A 16,509-nucleotide genomic window follows, 5' to 3' on the forward strand; every position below is an offset into this window, starting at 1 on the left:
TTCCCACCTCCGGGCCGTCCGGGGAAACGGCAGCCGGAGAGGTGGAGTCCGCGGACCAGCACCGGTCGGGGGAGGGGAGTGCGTCAGCACCGGCCCGCGGAAATCTGGACCCCTGTGGAGTTCTTCAGCGGCGGTCGGCGAACGCGGTGCCGAGGTCGGGGGCGCACGGCTGGTGCGTCGCCGACCGCCGCCAGGCGGGCCCGGGAACCGGTCGGGGAGGGGGTGGTGCTTTCCGGTCCCGGGTCCGCCGGTCTACGGCACCTGCGCCGCCGGTCGCGCGTCGGGCGCGGGTCGCAGGTGCCGGGCGGGACGGGGGGCCAGGCCACCGCTCACCAGGTGCTCGTAGGCCGAGCGCCACACCGAACACGGTGCTTTCTGGGGGCGCCAGCGGCTCGAGCACTCCGGGCAGTTGCCCTTGTCGTCGGCGTCGTGAGCGGCCAGCAGCGTCCGCCACCCCTCCGTGAGCCGGGGGAGCTCGGAGCGCGCCACGGAGAGCAGGGAAGGGGCGTCCGCGCGGTCGGCCAGTTCGGACAGCAAGTCCAGCCGCTCCCACACCGCGCGCCGCAGCACCTGACCCAGTATCTCGTCCACCGAAGCGTCACCGTCACTTTCTCGCCTGAGAAGCGGCATCCCGCAGCGCCGTGCTCACCCGGACCGTTCCGGTGCGGGTCAGCGCCGAGGAATTGCCGGGCGGTCCGACGAGGACCACCCTGTCCCGGTTGACCAGCACGGTCAGGAAGCGGCGGGAACCCGTCACGTCGCGGCAGTCGACGCGCCACCAGCGGCGGCGGTCGGCGGGCGCCGGAGCGGACTCGGCCGGACGGCCCATCCCCTCCTGCTCCTGCCGCGATGTGGTGTCCACCGGTTCCGCCTTTCCCCGTCCGTGCTCGGTTGCTTGCTGATGACTAGATTGGAGTGCGTCGGCCACCGCGGCTAGCGGGTAGGCGACGACCGGGCCGACGGCGACGACGAACGGTCGGCGGACTTCGGCCCTGCCGATCACCTCTACCGAAACGCACTTCACCGCATTGACGGAGTGCCCTTACTCTGCGACCAACGCCCGTGCAGAGCGTCAGGGGGTCTAAATGAACATCATCGGTTCGAGCGGCTCGCCCGTTACTCCCGATACCTGGAACGAACGGGAGATGCGGGACGCGTTGGCGCGGCGCGATGTCAGCGAGATCTACAAGCAGCTCCGCAGGCACGGGGTCTCGCAGCGGCAGATCGCGGCGTCGACGGGGCAGTCGCAGTCCGAGGTGTCCGAGATCCTCAAGGGTCGGCAGGTCATGGCCTACGACGTGCTGGCGCGCATCGCTGACGGGCTGGGTATCCCGAGGGGGTTCATGGGCCTCGCCTACGACGGGGCCACGGCGGTCCGGGTCGGCTCGGCGAAGAACCCCGAGGCTGAGGAGGACGAGTCGGTGAAACGCCGGAACTTTCTGTCCCACGCCGCGACCGTGACGATGGGCGCGGCGGTGCTCGGTGTGGAGGCGAGCGCGTGGAACCCCGCCAGCGCGCAAACGCCGGCACCGACCCGGATCGGCATGACCGACGTGCAGCAGATCCAGGCCGCCACCAAGGCGCTGCGCGACCTGGACTACCGCTACGGCGGCGGAACCTGCCGCGACGCGGTGGTCGCGCAGCTGTCCTGGGCCCAGCAGCTCCTCGACGCCAGCGCCACCGAGCAGGTGCGCAGGCACCTGTTCGTCGCGCTGGCCGACATGCACAGCCTGGCGGGGTGGACGTCCTTCGACACCGGGCTGCTCGACCCGGCGCGCGGCCACTTCGGCAAGGCCCTGGAGTTCGCCAAGCAGGCCGGTGACGAGGGCTTGGTGGCCTGCGTGCTCTACCGGATGGGCCGGGTCTACCTGCACTACCAGGAGCCCAACGAGGCGCTGAAGCTGTTCCAGCTCGGCCAGGTCGCCGCCCAGGAGTCCGGTTGCGCGCTGACCGTCGCGGTGCTCAGCGCCAACCAGGCGTGGGCCTACGGGATGCTCAACCGGCCGGACCAGGTGCACCAGATGCTCGGCCGCACCAAGGACGAGTTCGCCCGGCACGACGGCCGCGAGGCCCCGGACTGGGTGCGCTTCTTCGATGCCAACGACCTGCACTGCATGATCGGTTCGGCGCAGGACGCGCTGGCGGTGTACTCGCCGGAGAAGCACGCGCCGCTGGCGGTGGCCGCGACGATGAAGGCCAACGCCTCCTACGGCCCGAGCATGCAGCGCTCGCACGTGTTCGGGCTGAGCATGCAGGCGACGAACCACATCCGCTCCGGTGACCTGCAGGAGGGCATCCGGACCGGCCGCAAGGCGCTGCAGCTCGCCGAGCGGGTCAAGTCGCAGCGGATCGTGGACCGGATGCGCCCGCTGCAGCTCGAAGCGGCCCGGCACCGGATGAACCCCGACGCCCGCGAGCTGGTCGAGGACGTCCGGTTGTTCCGCGACGCCTGATCCGGACGTCCTCGCGCACGACCCCCGCCGCGGCGGGTTCTTCCCGGTTGGAGCACATGGTTTCGCAAGTCCGCTCGGGCACCGGCGAGCGGTCGTCCCGTTCCGCGCCCGCGGGGCGCTACAGCGGCCCGAAGCTGGCGGTGGCGCTGGCCGACGTCTGCGCGGCGGCCGGTCTCGATCCCCGCGGCGCCCGGCTGCTGCGCTTCGTCAACAACGCGGTCTTCCGGCTGCGCGAGCACCCCGTGGTGGTGCGCATCGTGCTGGCGCCGTCGCTGGCGCACCGCGCCGGGCACGTGGTCGCGGCGGCGCGCTGGCTGGCCGAGCACGACGTCCCGGCGGTGCGGCTGCTGCCCGGCGTGGAGCAGCCGGTGCGGGTCGGCGAGCACGTCGCGACGTTGTGGGAGGCGGTCCCGGAGGTCGGGGCGGCGACCGCCGAGCACCTCGGCGGGCTGCTGCGCCGGTTGCACGAGCTGCCCGCGCCCGCGGTGCTGCCCTGGTGGCAGCCGTTGCGCGACGTGCGGCGCAAGTTCGCCGACGCCGAGGAGCTCGACCCCGGGGACCGGCGCTTCCTGGAGCGGCACTGCGCCGACGTGGAGCGCCGCCTGGAGGAGATGAGCCTGTCGCTGCCGTGGACGGTGGTGCACGGCGACGCGCACCTGGGCAACGTGATCGCCGGGCCGGACGGGCCGGTGCTGTGCGACCTGGACTCGATGTGCGTCGGCCCGCCGGAGTGGGACCTGACGCCGCTGGCGGTCGGCAGGCTCCGGATGGGGCACCCGGCGGAGCGCTACGAGCGGTTCGCCGCCGCCTACGGCCGCGATGTCACCACGTGGCCCGGGTTCCCGGTGCTGCGCGACCTGCGGGAGCTCAAGATCGCGGTGAGCGCGCTGCCGATCCTGCGGAGCAACCCGGGCGTCCGGGAGCAGTTGCGGCACCGGCTGCGGGCGATCCGGGAGCGGGACTTCGAAACCCAGTGGGCCCCGTACGGTTAGTGCTCATGCGTCCGAATGCGCTGGGCCGTTCGGGGGAAAAACTCCTGGCTTGTGCGGGCATTCGGTGATGGATGGTGACGAAAGCCGCGTCGAGCGGGTAAACCATACGAGCGAACGGGCTGCACCTCGGCGCGAACGGGTTACCCATGAACTTCCTCAAGTCGCTCCCCCTCCGGCGTCGCCGCGCGCTGCGCTCCGCGCGGGTCCTGGACGAGGTGGTGGACGCGCAGCTCGCGCTGCTGCCCGAACTCCCGGACGACCTGCGGGAACGCGCCGCCGACCGGCTCGCCGAACTCGTCGGGCTGAGCCAGGCGTACCGGCACTTCAGCCAGGGCTGGATCACCCGCCGGGAGCTGGAGACCCGGGGCCGCGCCGCGCTCCGGCGCCTCGAAGGCGATCCGCTCCACCCGGATGGAGCAACTCACCGAATCTGAGCTACCGCTCACCGAGATCCGGGATATTCCGCCCAGCGGGAGCCCGGACGGCGTTCTTCGGCCCGACGGCCCCCGGCGGGGTGATCGCCCGATCCCGCCGACCGGTCCGCGCACGTGCTCGTCCCGTGCACGGCGGCGGAAGCCGTGCACGGGACTGCGGCTCAAGGTCTGGCGGCCCAGGTCTGCGGTTCAGGTCGAGTCGAGGGCGTCGCGCAGGCCGGCGAGCCAGTCGAGGTGCCCGCGGATCGCGACCCGGCCCTCCTTGGTCAGCCGGAACCAGGTCCGCGGCCGGCGGCCCACCGAGCCCTTGCGCACTTCGAGGTAGCCGGCTTCCTCGAGCGTGCGGCTGTGCTTGGAGACCGCGGAGTCGCTCGCGCCCAGCATGTCGCGGGCCGTGGCGAAGTCGACCCACTTCGCGCCCTGCAGCAGCGCGCACAGCGCCAGCCGGGGTCCGGTCTCGAAGATCGGGTTCCGCCCCGCGCCCTCGTCCGGCGTCCGGTCCGGTCCGGGATCGTGGCCGGTCACGGCTTGACCTTGCCCGATTCGATGTCCCGGCGCATCGCCGAGCGGGTCTTGATCTGGATGACGAGCACGGCGAGCGCCAGGACCGGGTACACGACGAACGCGACCTGCCGCTGCCCGTTCTCGACCAGCGCGAAGAGGCTGCCGAACCCGACCAGCGCGATCGCGATTCCGGCCAGCCAGATCAGCCGGGCGGTGGGGTAGGAGTAGATCCGCTTCGGGAGGTAGACCCCGGAGCGGCGGCGCCGGGACCAGGAGTGGACGGCCGCGGCGAGCACCACCGCCACCAGCGCCCACTGGAGGTACTGCGAACCGGACCCGTCCAGCCAGGAGAACCAGATCGGGAGGCCGGCCACGAGGACCAGGAGGGCGCCGTTGACCACCCAGTAGGCGGTGGAGAACTCGGCGTGGGCCGCGAGGCGGCGGCGTGCGTCGGCGACCTGGTCGAGCTCGGACTTCTCGGACATCGGGAAGGCTCCCCTCTCGCATGTACTTGCAATATGGAAAGCGTAACCGATGTGGGAAGTAGATGCCACACGTACCCGGGGGGTCGCCGACCGCGCACGTCATCATCGCTGGTCAGGGCGCGGACGCCGGGTGGCCCGAGGACAGGTGCCGACCGCTCGGCGCGGGTTCCGCCCGCCCGGCGTGGCGCCGCCGAGCGGACGTGCCGGACGAGAAAGTGCCCCCACCTGGCGGGAACCAGGTGAGGGGCACCCTCACTCAGACTTCGGGCCGGGCCCGAACGTCACTTCTTCGGCCTGCCCAGGCGCAGGGCCAGCACCATCCCGAGGACCACGAGCACCGCGGCGCCCGCGATCCACGGCCAGACCGGCATCCCGCCGGTGCCCTCCTCCTGGGACGCGGCCTCCGGCGGCGGTGCCGGGGTGCCCGAACCGGCCTGGGCCACGCTGAACGTGACCTTGCCGGACACCGGGTGGCCGTCGTTGGACAGCACGCGGTAGCCGATCACGTACTCCCCGGCCGGACCGAGCTCGCGGACCGGCGCGACGACCGAGTTGCCCTCGATCCGCACCTGCCCGTCGGTCCAGTAGGTCTCGCCGGGGCCGACCACGGTCACGGTGTTGTAGTCCTCACCCGCGCGGACCGGCTGGTCGAAGGTGAGCACCACCTCCCGTGGCCCGGTCTCCAGCCGCGCCCCTTCGGCCGGGTCGCTGCCGACCAGCACGTTGTGCGCCAACGCCGGACCCGCCCCGCCGAGCAGGGCGGCGACCGCGAGGGCCGTCACCACCAGCGCCCGCCTCATGAGCGCCTGCTCCGCAGCAGCGCGCCGGCGCCCACGCCGAGGCCGAGCGCGCCGACGACCAGACCGGCCCCGCCCAGCCACCGGGCGGTGTCGTCCGAGCCGCCGCCCGCCGCCGCGGCGCCGTCCTCCTGGTGGGAGCCGCCGCCGTGCGAGTGGCCGCCCTCGGACTCGACCAGGGTCAGCGTCGGCGCCGGGTGCTCCGGTTCGGAGCCGTCCGGGGCCGGCGGCTGGTCCCAGCGGACCACCTCACCGCTGTCGTAGGTCTGCGCGGTGGGCAGCACCAGCGTGTCGGTGTCGGTGGGCATCGTGCCGAGGCTGGCCTCGAACTCCTGGTACTCCCCGGGGTCGATCCGGGTGCCGGGCCGGGCGGTCCAGGTGATGGCGCGCACGGCCTCGGTGACCTCGGCCCCGGCGACCTGCACCGGCCGGTCCAGGGTGACCTTCTCCACGGAGGCGGTCCAGCCGGGCAGCGGCTTGGTCCGCACCGAGCTCAGCGGGGTGTCGGTCGGCAGGGTGACCCGGACCGCCACGGTGCCCGCGTCCGGGCGCTCGTTGGGCACCCGGAACGCGAGGGTGGCGTGGCCGCCCTTCGGGGCCTCCCCGGGTTGGGCGCTGACGTGGGCGGACGCGGTGCCCGCGCCGGCGAAGGCGAGCAGCGCGCTGATCGCTCCGGCGGCGGCGAACCGCGCGCCGAGAGACTTCTCGGACAAGATTGTTCTCCCGTTCTGGTATCGCGCGCGAATAGTGGCGCGAATGCGAATTGACAACGATCAGGTGTCGGATGGCACCGAATCGTGATCGGAAACGGGAGTTCCGGGCGGGCCGCGAAGCCCGTGAATGCGCTGCCCGATCAACTCCGCGAGAACGCGCACGACGGGCGCCGGAATCATGATCGCGCACACGTCGGCGACTACGGGGAGTGGTGACGGCCGGCGCGGCAGGAGGCGTCCGAGCAGCGAGGCGGCCACGAACAGCGCGCGCTCCGCGTGGGCCATGACGAGGGCGGTGCCGACCGCGACGGCGGCGTGCCCGGCGGTCATCTCCCAGGGCGAGAACGGCATCGGAGCGACCCCGCTGCCGTGCTGGTGAGTGCCCATGAGCTGGAGAAATGCGTGAAGTGCCCCCTGGCTTACGGCCAAGGCCCCTAGAATGCTCCACGACCCGCGCTTGCGACCAGCGAGCGCCGCACCGGCACCGGCGATGAGGGAGATGATCACTGCGGTGCTGCCCGGACCAGGCAACGCGCCGCCCGCGGCGGCATGTGCCGCTACGGACAGTGATGACGATGTGATGGCCAGCACAGCACCGCGCAGGACCCGCACAAGGCCCTGCGCAGGAGCCACGTAGACCACCACGACGGTCAAGTCTAGATGTCGGTTCGGCCACGTCGAACGCTGGTGAGCTTGCCTTGTTCACCCGTTTGGGTCACGGTTTATAGGTTGCAGACGGTCGGGATCAAACCCTGCACACGTGCACGAGCACACGGTTCCGAATCGTCGTGACTGACGACGGAGAGGAGGGGGCGTCGGTTTTCGACGCCGTAACCTGTGTCGAGCGAACCTGAACACAGCGGTACCGCCACGGCGGCACCCACGGAATTACCCGGAAAACCCGATTACATCGGTGGTAGGCCCCGAACCGACTGGGTCGTGTTCGGTGTCACAGCGGCCATCATGTTCGTCCTGGTCGGCTGGGGCGTGGCGAGCACCGACTCGCTGAGCAGCGTGTCGGAGGCCGCGCTGGACTGGCTGATCCTGAACACCGGTTGGGGCTTCGTGCTGGCCGCCACCGGATTCGTGTTCTTCGCCCTGTTCCTGGCCTTCAGCAAGTACGGCCGGATCCCGCTGGGCGACGACGGCGAGAAGCCGGAGTTCCGGACGGTCTCGTGGATCGCCATGATGTTCAGCGCCGGGATGGGCATCGGGCTGATGTTCTTCGGCGTCAGCGAGCCGCTGAGCCACTTCGTCTCGCCGCCGCCGGGCACCGTGCCCGGCGAGACCGACGAGGCCATCCGGACGGCGATGGCGACCTCGCTGTTCCACTGGACCCTGCACCCGTGGGCGATCTACGCGGTGGCGGGTCTGGCGATCGCCTACAGCAGCTTCCGCCGCGGGCGCAGCCAGCTCATCAGCAGCGTGTTCCGCCCGCTCATCGGCAAGCGCAACGCCGAGGGGCCGATCGGCAGGCTGATCGACATCCTGGCGCTGTTCGCCACCCTGTTCGGGTCGGCGGCGTCGCTGGGCATCGGCACCCTGCAGATCCGCAGCGGCATGGAGGCCGCGGGCTGGCTGGACCCGGACAGCGCCTCGACCACGGTCCTGGTGCTGATCATCGCGGTGCTGACGGTCTGCTTCATCGCCTCTGCGGTGTCCGGCGTGGCCAAGGGCATCCAGTGGCTGTCCAACATCAACATGGTGCTCGCCGCGGTGCTGGCGATCTTCGTGTTCGTGGTCGGCCCGACCATCCTGATCCTGAACCTGCTGCCGACCTCGCTGGGCACCTACCTGAGCGACTTCGGCGAGATGGCGTCGCGGTCGGGTGCCACCGGCGGCGACCCCATGCACGAGTGGCTGGCCGGCTGGACGGTCTTCTACTGGGCGTGGTGGATCTCCTGGACGCCGTTCGTGGCGATGTTCATCGCCCGGATCAGCCGGGGCCGCACCATCCGCCAGTTCATCAGCGGCGTGCTGCTGGTGCCCAGCGCGGTGAGCCTGGTGTGGTTCGCGATCTTCGGCGGCGCCGGGATCGACAGCCAGCAGGCGGGCAACAACGTCTACGGCGACGGCACGGCGGAGGCGCAGACCTTCGCGGTGCTGGAGCACCTGCCGCTGACCCTGGCCACCTCGGTGATCGTGATGATCCTGGTGGCGATCTTCTTCGTCTCCGGTGCCGACGCCGCCTCGGTGGTGATGGGCACGCTGTCCCAGCGCGGTTCCATCGAGCCGAGCAAGTGGGTGGTCATCTTCTGGGGTGCCGCCACCGGTGCCGTCGCGGCGATCATGCTGGTCGTCGGAGGCGGTGGGGACACGGCGCTGTCCGGCATCCAGAACCTGACGTTCATCGGTGCGCTGCCGTTCGCGGTGATCATGGTGCTGATGTGCGTCGCGTTGATGAAGGACCTGCGCAGCGACGACATCACGCTGCGCGACGCCAAGGGCGCCGAGGTCCTGGAGCAGGCGGTCATCATCGGCGAGGAGGAGCACGAGGGCGAGTTCCAGCTCGTCACCACTCCCGCCGAGCCCAACGGGGACGAGAACGGCTCCGCGAGCAGCGGTTCCGACGACTCCGACGACCTCGGTGACGAGGACGAGGGCAAGGGCAGGACCGAGGAAGCGGGTAAGGCGTGAGTTTCCTCGATTACGTCGGTTCGCGTTGGCAGCAGCTGCTGGTCGACGCGTACCAGCACGCCAGCATGGTGGTGCAGTGCATCGTGCTGGCGACGATCGTCGGCGTCCTCGTCGGGGTTGCGGTCTACCGCAGCCCCGCCGGGGCGGCGATCGCCACCGCGCTGTCCAGCGCGGTCCTCACGGTTCCGTCCTTCGCCCTGTTCGGCCTGCTCATCCCCGTGCTGGGGCTGGGCGTGGCGCCGTCGGTGCTGACGCTGGTGCTGTACGCGCTGCTGCCGATCGTGCGCAACACGATCGTCGGGCTCTCCACGGTCGACCGGCCGATCGTCGACGCCGCCCGGGGCATCGGGATGAGCCGCTTCTCCGTGCTCACCAAGGTCGAGCTGCGGCTGGCGTGGCCCCCGATCCTCGCGGGCATGCGGGTGAGCACCCAGATGCTGATGGGCATCGCGGCCATCGCCGCGTACGCCAAGGGGCCCGGGCTGGGCAACAGCATCTTCAGCGGACTGTCCCAACTCGGCGGCGCCAACGCGTTGAACATGGCGCTCGCGGGCACCATCGGCGTGATCGTCCTCGCCCTGGTGCTGGACGCCGTCTTCGTGCTGATCGGACGGCTGACCACTTCGAGGGGAATTCGTGGCTGACAACAACAACCCCGGTACGACCGGCGGGCACGGTGTGGAGATCCACCTGGAAGAGGTCTCCAAGCGGTATCCGGGGCAGCAGGCCCCCGCGGTGGAGTCGGTGACCATGACCATCCCCGCCGGCGAGACGGTGGTGCTGGTCGGGCCTTCGGGCAGCGGCAAGACCACCACCATGCGCATGATCAACCGGTTGATCGAGCCGACCTCCGGCAAGATCAGCATCGCGGGCGAGGACGTGCTCGCGCTGGATCCGGACAAGTTGCGCCGCGAGATCGGCTACTCGATCCAGCAGGCCGGGCTGTTCCCGCACATGACCGTGGGCGAGAACGTCGGGATGGTCCCGGGGCTGGTCGGCTGGAGCAAGCAGCGGATCGCGGAGCGGGTCGAGGAGATGCTCGACCTGGTCGGGCTGGATCCGGCGGAGTACACCAAGCGGTTCCCGCGGCAGCTCTCCGGCGGTCAGCAGCAGCGCGTCGGGGTGGCCCGCGCGCTGGCGGCGAACCCGCCGGTGCTGCTGATGGACGAGCCGTTCGGCGCGGTCGACCCGATCACCCGCGGCGTGCTCCAGGACGAGCTGATGCGGCTGCAGGCCGACCTCGGCAAGACCATCGTGTTCGTCACGCACGACTTCGACGAGGCCGTCAAGCTCGGCGACCGGATCGCGGTGCTCGGCGAGCGGTCGAAGATCCTGCAGTACGACACGCCCGAGGCGATCCTGACCAACCCGGCCGACGACACCGTCGCGGGCTTCGTCGGCGCCGGTGCCGCGCTCAAGCAGCTCACCCTGCGCCGGGTCCGCGACATCGACGTCACCGAGGTGCCGACCGCGAAGGCCGACGAGGCGCCCTCGGCGCTGGCCGAGCGGCTCGGCACCCGGCGCGGCGCGATCGGCCTGGTGCTCGACCGCCGCAACCGGCCGCTGCGCTGGGCCACCGCGCGGGAGGCCGGCGCGGTGTCGGCGCTGGAGCGGGCCGGTCGCCCGGTGGAGGACAGCGTCTCGCTGGCCTCCACGTTGCAGGACGCCCTGGAAGCGATCCTCACCGACGACGACGGCGTCGCGGTGGTCACCGGCAAGCGCGGCGAGTACGCCGGCGTGGTCGACATCGACACGGTGATGAACGCGATCAAGGCGTTGCGCGAGGAGAACGCCGAACCGGACGAGGCCGCCGTCGCCGGAGCGAGCTCATGACCGCTCAGCTCACCGCCGACTCGGGCCTGTCCCGCGCGGACCGGTTGCGGCTGCTGGCCCAGCCGGTCGCGGTGCTGGTCCTGGTGCTGGGCGTGCTGGCGTGGGCGTTCGCCAACAACGACGACGACGTCACCGCCCGCAGCATCAACGGGCCGACGATCCTGAACCTCACCTGGCAGCACTTCCTGATGAGCCTCGCGGTCGCGCTGATCGTGGTGCTCCTCGCGGTGCCGCTCGGGGTGCTGCTCAGCCGGTCCTGGGCGCGGCTGGCCGCGCCGCTGGTGATCGGCCTGGCCAACATCGGCCAGGCGGCCCCGTCGGTGGGTCTGCTGGTGCTGTTCTTCCTGCTCACCGGCGGGAGCACCGGTTTCTGGATCGCGGTGCTGCCGATCGCGCTGTACGCGCTGCTGCCGGTGCTGCGCAACACCATCGTCGGGTTGCAGCAGGTGGATTCGTCGCTGATCGACGCGGGCCGGGGCATCGGGATGTCGGCGGGCAAGGTGCTGCTGCGCATCGAGCTCCCGCTGGCCGTCCCGTACATCCTGGCCGGGCTGCGCACCGCGCTGGTGCTCGCGGTCGGGACCGCGACGCTGGCGCTGTTCGTCGGCGCGGGCGGGCTCGGCGAGCTGATCGACACCGGGTACAAGCTGAACAACTGGACCGTGATGGTCGTCGGCTCCGTGCTGGCGATGGCGCTGGCGCTGCTGGTCGACTGGCTGGGCGCGCTGGCCGAGACCTACCTGTCGCCGAGGGGGCTGCGATGAAACTGCGAACCCGACGAGGTGCGATCAAGCTGGCGTCGCTGGCGATGGCCGGTGCGCTGGTGACCTCCGGCTGCGGGTTGTCGTCCGGTTCGGCGATCCCGCTCCAGGTCGAACCCGGTTCGATCCGGCCGGTGCCGGAGCTGGAGGGCGTCACGCTGACGGTGGGCTCCAAGGCGTTCACCGAACAGCTCGTGCTCGGCTACATCGCCGAGTTCGCGCTGGACGCGGCGGGCGCCAACGTGCGGGACCTGACCAACATCGTCGGCTCGTCCAGCGCGCGGCACGCCCTCAAGAGCGACCAGATCGACCTGCTGTGGGAGTACATCGGGACGTCCTGGGTCAGCTACAACGGCCAGACCGAGGTGATCCCGGACGCGGAGCAGGCGTACCAGGCCGTCAAGAAGATGGACCTGGAACGGCACGACGTGGCGTGGACGGCGCTGGCCTACGGCGTCGACAACACCTACGCGTTCGCGGTGAACCAGGAGAACGCGGAGAAGTACGGGCTGGAGACGGTCTCCGACATGGCCGAGCTCGTGCGGGAGAACCCGGAGGCCGGGTCCTTCTGCCTCGACACCGAGTTCGCCAACCGCAACGACGGGATGCCCGGCGTCGAGAAGGAGTACGGCTTCAAGGCCGACCCGTCGAAGATCCGCATCCTGATGGAGGGCCCGATCTACCAGGCCACCGCCAACGGGACCTGCGTCTTCGGCGAGGTGTTCACCACCGACGGCCGGATCAAGGCGCTGGACCTCAAGGTGCTGGAGGACGACCGGCAGTTCTTCCCGCGCTACAACGCCGGGATCAACACCCGCGCCGAGATCCTGGAGCGCTACCCGCAGATCACCGAGGTGTTCGAGCCCGTCTCGGCGGCGCTGGACAACGAGGAGCTCAAGGAGCTCAACGCCGAGGTGGACGTGGAGGGCCGCGACCCGGCCGACGTCGCCCGCGACTGGATGGTGGAGAAGGGCTTCGTCACGCTCCCCGACTCCCCGCAGAACCAGAGCGGCTGACCCCACCCACCGAGAGCGCCCGCCCGGGTGACTTTTGCTGAGTGAGGGGCACCCTTGACCGAGTTACTTGGTCAAGGGTGCCCCTCACTCATGTCCCTGTCGGGTGAGGTGCTGCGGGTGCGCGGCTCCTCCGGGGTGGCTCAGGTGTCGTAGCGGCCGGTCTTGATCGCGGTCAGGAAGCTGGTCCACTGGGCGCCGGTGGTGGTGAAGTACCCGGTGGCGCGGTCCTTGGTGTCGCGGACGGCGGCGCCCTCGCCGACGCGGCCGACCTCGACGCAGTTGTCCGTGTGGCTGCGGCTCGACTTCCGCCAACCGCGCGGTGTGGTGGCGTCCGCCCACGTCATGTCGTCTCCGTTCGACCGATCGCAGCGGTGATGAGGCCGGAGTGGCCCGAACGCCACCGAGCAACTCCGCCGACCGTCCGGTTACCCGGTGGAGGAGCGAGTGACTCCTGGCTACAGTGGTGGCATGGCAGATGCGCAGGTCACGATTTCGGACCTCATCCATCGCCACCGCCAGGTCCTGAGCCGCCTCCAGCGGGAACGGCGGATGACCGTGACCCGGGACGGCGTGGTGGTGGCGATCATGACCGCCCCGGACGAGGACCACCAGCAGATGGACGAGTGGGCCGCCGCCGGGCTTGCTCACCCCGATTGGCGGGAGCGGCAGGAAAGGCTCTGGGACGACCTGCTGGCCTCGCCGACCCGGACTCCCTCCGGTTCGCTCGACACGGCGGGCACCGATGCGATCCTGGCCGACCGCGAGGACACCGACCGGTGATCCAGCTCGACTCCTGCGCGGTGATGAAGCTCGTGCGCCCGGAGCAGGAGACCGCAGCGCTCACCGGTTGGCTCGGTGAGCACCGCGGCACGCCGCTCGTCGCCAGCGCCCTGGTGCGCGTCGAGGTGATGCGCGCGCTGACGCGCGTGGAAGCCGACCGCGGCGATCGGTCCCGAGCCGCGTTGCTCCTCAGCGGCCTGCACCTGCACCCCGTCGCCGACGACGTGCTGGAGCTGGCCGCCGGGATCGACGGACAGCACCTGCGCAGCCTGGACGCCCTGCACCTGGCCACCGCGCTCGTCCAGCGGAGCAGCCCCACCCTGGTCACCTACGACAAGCGCTTGGCCGCGGCAGCCGAGGACGAAGGCATCCTCGTGGCCATGCCGCTCTGAAGGTCCTCCGGACGCCCGAGGGTGGCGACCGCGGGTAACGCCCCGGCCACCGGCTGCGACGTGATCACCAGGAGTCGGGTCCGGGAGGTGGGAGCGTGGCGGGTTGGCAGGTGCTCGCGGCGATGGCGTTGGCCGCCGTCGTGGTGGCGGTGCTGTCCGGGGTGGGGATCGAGACGGGCGGGGTCGAGATCACCGGCGACCCCGCGGTCGCCGTCACCGAGCCGCCCACCCGCGCCCCCGTTCCGGGGAGTCCGTCCTGAGTGCGGGGCACCTTCATCCGACTTGGCCGGATGAAGGTGCCCCGCACTCGGCGCTCAGAGCCCGAAGCGGGTCATCAGCTCCTTCTCGATCCGGTTCAGCTCGCGGTGCACCGAGCGGTGGGTGGCCCGGCGGCGCCCGGCGGGGACGCGCTCCGCGGCCCGCACGGCGCTGATCAGCTGTGTGAGGCGCGCGTTGGTCCGCTCGGCGAACTGGTCCACCGATTGCTGCTCCTCGGTGCCGCGCCCGGCGCTCTGGGTGCGCAGCGCGGCCAGCGCCTGCGCGTCGCCGTCGATCCGCGCGTGCAGTCCGGCGCCCCGGCCGGAGTAGCTGCCGAGCTGGTCGGCGGAGATGCCCATCCGCCGTGCCTTGAACCGGTCGTAGTTCTCCCGCACGGCGGTGGCGGCCCACATCGCGTACGGCGCGACGACCGGGGCGAGCACCCTGGTCACGCCCACCACCTTCTTGGCGTTGCCGGGCGTGAACCGGCCGAGCTCGCCGCGCTGCTGCGCCTTGGCGCGCTGCTTGCCGAGCTTGACCTCCCGCTTGCCCGCCTTGAGCCGCTGCTTGCCCACCGCGCGGTCCAGCCGGGTGTCCCGACCCGACCCGACCGCGCTGCCGAGGCGGTCGAGCGCCGACCGCCCGCCCCTGCTGCGACGCACCGGACGCCACCTCCCTCGTCGGCCCCACGGTCACGCTAAGTCCGCGCGCCCCGGCCCGCGAACGCTGCGCGCACCCCCGGCCACGCCGGGTGTCCGACGCGCCCGGCGCCGGGGTGTCGAACGGCCGGGTCGGCCCCACCGCATACGCTTTCCGGGTGGAAGATGAGGTGCTGCTCGACGCCGGCGTGGTGACGCGGTGTCGCCGTCGCGTGCACCTGGAGCACGATCCGGCGATGCGCGACGCCCCGCGCGCGCCGCTCGACCTGGGCATCGAGCAGCGCATCGCCGACGCCACCGCGCACCGCGCCGACGTGGCGCGCGTGCTCGGCGAACTGCTCGCCCCCGACTGGATCGACGTGCTCGCCGCCGACGTCGACGACCGCGTCGAGGTGACGCTGGCCGCGATGCGCGCGGGCGTCGGCCACCTCTCCGGCGCCCACCTGCCGCCGGTCGACGGCAAGCGCGGCAGCGCGGAACTGCTGGTGCGCGACGGCGCGGGCTACCTGCCGGTGCTGGTCGTGCGGCACAAGATCAGCGACCCCGGGATGGGCGCCCGCCTCTCGCCGCTGGAGCGCCCGGTGCCCGCCGCCTCGTACGTCGACCAGCGCCGCAAGGTCCGCGCGCAGCCCCGCGACCTGCTCCGCCTCGCGCACCTCACCCGGATGCTCGACGCCGTCGGGATGAGCTCGTCGGCCGGGCTCGGCGGGGTGATCGGCGTGGACGGCGACGCGGTGCTCTGGCACGACCTGACGCTGCCGAACTGGCCCGGCGGGCGCAGCGCCCTCGACGAGTACGACGCCCGCTTCGCCGACCGGTTCGCAGTGGCCACCGCCGCCGCCACCGGCGACGAACCGCAGGCCCAGCCGTCCCGGGTCAACGAGTGCAAGGGCTGCCCGTGGTGGCCGGTGTGCGAGCGCGAGCTCACCGCGGACCGGGACGTCAGCCTGGTGGTGCGCGGGGAGGACGCCGTCGCGCTGCGCGAGGTCGGGGTGCGCACCGTCGACGACCTCGCCGGGCTCGACCCGCTCGCCGTCGAGACCCCGCTGGCCGCGCCCCGGCTGGCCGACCTGGTGCTGCTGGCCAAGGCGTGGCGGCTGGAACTGCCGCTGGTGCGCCGGGTGCGGTCGGTGTCGGTGCCCCGCGCCGACGTCGAGGTCGACGTCGACATGGAGAGCTACGCCGACGCCGGGGCCTACCTGTGGGGGAGCTGGCTGTCCGGCGCCGACGTCGGGCAGGAACCCGGCTACCGCGCCTTCGCGAGCTGGGAGCCGCTGCCGGACGACGACGAGGCCCGCTCGTTCGCCGAGTTCTGGGCCTGGTTCACCGGGGTCCGCCGGGAGGCGCGCAGGCGCGGCCTGACCTTCCGCGCCTACTGCTACAACGAGCTCGCCGAGAACCGCTGGCTGCTCGCCTCCGCCCAGCGCTTCGCGGGCAAGCCCGGCGTGCCGCCGGTCTCCGAGGTCCGCCGGTTCATCCGCTCCGACCAGTGGGTCGACCTGTTCGCCTCGGTCCGCGAGAACTTCCTGTGCCCCAACGGCAAGGGCCTCAAGGTCATCGCCCCCTGCGCCGGGTTCCACTGGCGCGATCCGGAGGCCAGCGGGGAGAACTCGATGCGCTGGTACCGCGACGCGGTCGGACTCACCGGCGCCGACCCGGACCCGGGGCAGCGCGACCGCATCCTGCGCTACAACGAGGACGACGTCCGGGCGACCTGGACGATCCGCCGCTGGATGACCTCCGAAGCCGTCCACGACATCCCGTTCGCCGCCGAGCTGTAGGAACCGGCCTCCGG

Annotated in this window: 21 protein-coding genes; 12 read left to right on the forward strand and 9 right to left on the reverse strand. The window is 71.7% G+C overall.

All coding sequences use genetic code 11. The annotated features are described in order from the left end of the window. Positions 1 to 252: 252 nt before the first annotated feature. Both ACQP0T_RS00300 and ACQP0T_RS00305 read right to left on the reverse strand, forming a co-directional pair. Positions 253 to 591, reverse strand: coding sequence for a hypothetical protein (locus ACQP0T_RS00300; protein ID WP_345360032.1), 339 nt, complete (start codon positions 589 to 591; stop codon positions 253 to 255). A gap of 13 nt (positions 592 to 604) precedes the next feature. Then, positions 605 to 1,024 (reverse strand): hypothetical protein, encoded by a 420-nt coding sequence (locus ACQP0T_RS00305; protein WP_433870753.1) that lies wholly within the window; start codon positions 1,022 to 1,024, stop codon positions 605 to 607. A gap of 121 nt (positions 1,025 to 1,145) precedes the next feature. Here ACQP0T_RS00305 and ACQP0T_RS00310 point away from each other — a divergent pair, with 121 nt between their 5' ends. The 3 genes from ACQP0T_RS00310 to ACQP0T_RS00320 all read left to right on the forward strand — a co-directional run bounded on the left by ACQP0T_RS00310 (position 1,146) and on the right by ACQP0T_RS00320 (position 3,879). Next, positions 1,146 to 2,453, forward strand: a complete 1,308-nt coding sequence (locus ACQP0T_RS00310) for a helix-turn-helix domain-containing protein (protein ID WP_433870754.1) — start codon at positions 1,146 to 1,148, stop codon at positions 2,451 to 2,453. A gap of 56 nt (positions 2,454 to 2,509) precedes the next feature. Next, complete coding sequence (locus tag ACQP0T_RS00315) at positions 2,510 to 3,445, forward strand: phosphotransferase enzyme family protein (RefSeq protein WP_433870755.1); 936 nt, start codon at positions 2,510 to 2,512, stop codon at positions 3,443 to 3,445. A 146-nt stretch (positions 3,446 to 3,591) separates the two neighbouring features. Further along, the gene (locus tag ACQP0T_RS00320) at positions 3,592 to 3,879 is read left to right on the forward strand and encodes a hypothetical protein (protein ID WP_433870756.1); all 288 of its coding nucleotides are present in this window, start codon (positions 3,592 to 3,594) and stop codon (positions 3,877 to 3,879) included. Positions 3,880 to 4,068: 189 nt separating this feature from the next. Here ACQP0T_RS00320 and ACQP0T_RS00325 read toward each other — a convergent pair whose 3' ends face one another. The 5 genes from ACQP0T_RS00325 to ACQP0T_RS00345 all read right to left on the reverse strand — a co-directional run bounded on the left by ACQP0T_RS00325 (position 4,069) and on the right by ACQP0T_RS00345 (position 7,023). Continuing rightward, entirely contained in the window at positions 4,069 to 4,404 is a 336-nt protein-coding gene (locus tag ACQP0T_RS00325) for a winged helix-turn-helix domain-containing protein (RefSeq protein WP_433870757.1), read from the reverse strand. Then, positions 4,401 to 4,868: a hypothetical protein gene (locus ACQP0T_RS00330; RefSeq protein WP_433870758.1), complete on the reverse strand. Its 468-nt coding sequence runs from the start codon at positions 4,866 to 4,868 to the stop codon at positions 4,401 to 4,403. Before ACQP0T_RS00330 ends, ACQP0T_RS00325 begins: the two co-directional genes overlap by 4 nt. A gap of 281 nt (positions 4,869 to 5,149) precedes the next feature. Beyond that, positions 5,150 to 5,668: a copper resistance CopC family protein gene (locus ACQP0T_RS00335; RefSeq protein ID WP_433870759.1), complete on the reverse strand. Its 519-nt coding sequence runs from the start codon at positions 5,666 to 5,668 to the stop codon at positions 5,150 to 5,152. Continuing rightward, a complete protein-coding gene (locus ACQP0T_RS00340) occupies positions 5,665 to 6,378 on the reverse strand; it encodes a YcnI family copper-binding membrane protein (RefSeq protein WP_433870760.1) in 714 nt (237 codons plus the stop codon). The genes ACQP0T_RS00335 and ACQP0T_RS00340 overlap by 4 nt, the downstream gene beginning before the upstream one ends. Positions 6,379 to 6,438: 60 nt before the next feature. Continuing rightward, positions 6,439 to 7,023, reverse strand: a complete 585-nt coding sequence (locus ACQP0T_RS00345) for a hypothetical protein (protein WP_433870761.1) — start codon at positions 7,021 to 7,023, stop codon at positions 6,439 to 6,441. A 318-nt stretch (positions 7,024 to 7,341) separates the two neighbouring features. Here ACQP0T_RS00345 and ACQP0T_RS00350 point away from each other — a divergent pair, with 318 nt between their 5' ends. The 5 genes from ACQP0T_RS00350 to ACQP0T_RS00370 are packed head-to-tail and all read left to right on the forward strand — an operon-like array spanning position 7,342 to position 12,625. Beyond that, complete coding sequence (locus tag ACQP0T_RS00350) at positions 7,342 to 9,015, forward strand: BCCT family transporter (RefSeq protein WP_433870762.1); 1,674 nt, start codon at positions 7,342 to 7,344, stop codon at positions 9,013 to 9,015. Then, positions 9,012 to 9,659, forward strand: a complete 648-nt coding sequence (locus ACQP0T_RS00355) for an ABC transporter permease (RefSeq protein ID WP_345360002.1) — start codon at positions 9,012 to 9,014, stop codon at positions 9,657 to 9,659. Before ACQP0T_RS00350 ends, ACQP0T_RS00355 begins: the two co-directional genes overlap by 4 nt. After that, positions 9,652 to 10,848: an ABC transporter ATP-binding protein gene (locus ACQP0T_RS00360; RefSeq protein ID WP_433870763.1), complete on the forward strand. Its 1,197-nt coding sequence runs from the start codon at positions 9,652 to 9,654 to the stop codon at positions 10,846 to 10,848. The genes ACQP0T_RS00355 and ACQP0T_RS00360 overlap by 8 nt, the downstream gene beginning before the upstream one ends. Next, positions 10,845 to 11,612: an ABC transporter permease gene (locus tag ACQP0T_RS00365; protein WP_433870764.1), complete on the forward strand. Its 768-nt coding sequence runs from the start codon at positions 10,845 to 10,847 to the stop codon at positions 11,610 to 11,612. The genes ACQP0T_RS00360 and ACQP0T_RS00365 overlap by 4 nt, the downstream gene beginning before the upstream one ends. Next, positions 11,609 to 12,625, forward strand: coding sequence for a glycine betaine ABC transporter substrate-binding protein (locus ACQP0T_RS00370; RefSeq protein ID WP_433870765.1), 1,017 nt, complete (start codon positions 11,609 to 11,611; stop codon positions 12,623 to 12,625). The genes ACQP0T_RS00365 and ACQP0T_RS00370 overlap by 4 nt, the downstream gene beginning before the upstream one ends. 140 nt (positions 12,626 to 12,765) lie before the next feature. On the opposite strand, the gene ACQP0T_RS00375 is transcribed toward ACQP0T_RS00370, so the two are convergent. Then, positions 12,766 to 12,969 (reverse strand): DUF397 domain-containing protein, encoded by a 204-nt coding sequence (locus tag ACQP0T_RS00375; RefSeq protein ID WP_433870766.1) that lies wholly within the window; start codon positions 12,967 to 12,969, stop codon positions 12,766 to 12,768. Between the two features lie 124 nt (positions 12,970 to 13,093). Here ACQP0T_RS00375 and ACQP0T_RS00380 point away from each other — a divergent pair, with 124 nt between their 5' ends. From ACQP0T_RS00380 to ACQP0T_RS00390, 3 genes are all read left to right on the forward strand, one after another. Then, positions 13,094 to 13,405 carry a hypothetical protein gene (locus tag ACQP0T_RS00380; RefSeq protein WP_433870767.1) on the forward strand — a complete coding sequence of 104 codons (312 nt, stop codon included), beginning with the start codon at positions 13,094 to 13,096 and terminating at the stop codon, positions 13,403 to 13,405. Then, complete coding sequence (locus ACQP0T_RS00385; RefSeq protein ID WP_433870768.1) at positions 13,402 to 13,797, forward strand: type II toxin-antitoxin system VapC family toxin; 396 nt, start codon at positions 13,402 to 13,404, stop codon at positions 13,795 to 13,797. Before ACQP0T_RS00380 ends, ACQP0T_RS00385 begins: the two co-directional genes overlap by 4 nt. 95 nt (positions 13,798 to 13,892) lie before the next feature. Further along, positions 13,893 to 14,057 (forward strand): hypothetical protein, encoded by a 165-nt coding sequence (locus ACQP0T_RS00390; RefSeq protein ID WP_433870769.1) that lies wholly within the window; start codon positions 13,893 to 13,895, stop codon positions 14,055 to 14,057. A gap of 54 nt (positions 14,058 to 14,111) precedes the next feature. Here the strand turns inward: ACQP0T_RS00390 and ACQP0T_RS00395 are convergent, their stop codons facing one another. After that, positions 14,112 to 14,717 (reverse strand): DUF6474 family protein, encoded by a 606-nt coding sequence (locus ACQP0T_RS00395; protein WP_433870770.1) that lies wholly within the window; start codon positions 14,715 to 14,717, stop codon positions 14,112 to 14,114. Positions 14,718 to 14,872: 155 nt separating this feature from the next. On the opposite strand from ACQP0T_RS00395, the gene ACQP0T_RS00400 reads away from it, so the two are divergent. Then, positions 14,873 to 16,495, forward strand: a complete 1,623-nt coding sequence (locus ACQP0T_RS00400) for a TM0106 family RecB-like putative nuclease (RefSeq protein WP_433870771.1) — start codon at positions 14,873 to 14,875, stop codon at positions 16,493 to 16,495. Positions 16,496 to 16,509 lie beyond the last annotated feature (14 nt).

This window comes from Saccharopolyspora sp. CA-218241, from assembly GCF_050954615.1.
GTDB lineage: Bacteria > Actinomycetota > Actinomycetes > Mycobacteriales > Pseudonocardiaceae > Saccharopolyspora > Saccharopolyspora cebuensis.

Coding starts and splice junctions, on each gene's coding strand:
- ACQP0T_RS00370 (WP_433870765.1), top strand. CDS start 11,609: ATGAAACTGCGAACCCGACGAGGTGCGATCAAGCTGGCGTCGCTGGCG.
- ACQP0T_RS00320 (WP_433870756.1), top strand. CDS start 3,592: ATGAACTTCCTCAAGTCGCTCCCCCTCCGGCGTCGCCGCGCGCTGCGC.
- ACQP0T_RS00380 (WP_433870767.1), top strand. CDS start 13,094: ATGGCAGATGCGCAGGTCACGATTTCGGACCTCATCCATCGCCACCGC.
- ACQP0T_RS00365 (WP_433870764.1), top strand. CDS start 10,845: ATGACCGCTCAGCTCACCGCCGACTCGGGCCTGTCCCGCGCGGACCGG.
- ACQP0T_RS00330 (WP_433870758.1), bottom strand. CDS start 4,868: ATGTCCGAGAAGTCCGAGCTCGACCAGGTCGCCGACGCACGCCGCCGC.
- ACQP0T_RS00350 (WP_433870762.1), top strand. CDS start 7,342: ATGTTCGTCCTGGTCGGCTGGGGCGTGGCGAGCACCGACTCGCTGAGC.
- ACQP0T_RS00375 (WP_433870766.1), bottom strand. CDS start 12,969: ATGACGTGGGCGGACGCCACCACACCGCGCGGTTGGCGGAAGTCGAGC.
- ACQP0T_RS00310 (WP_433870754.1), top strand. CDS start 1,146: ATGCGGGACGCGTTGGCGCGGCGCGATGTCAGCGAGATCTACAAGCAG.
- ACQP0T_RS00335 (WP_433870759.1), bottom strand. CDS start 5,668: ATGAGGCGGGCGCTGGTGGTGACGGCCCTCGCGGTCGCCGCCCTGCTC.
- ACQP0T_RS00315 (WP_433870755.1), top strand. CDS start 2,510: ATGGTTTCGCAAGTCCGCTCGGGCACCGGCGAGCGGTCGTCCCGTTCC.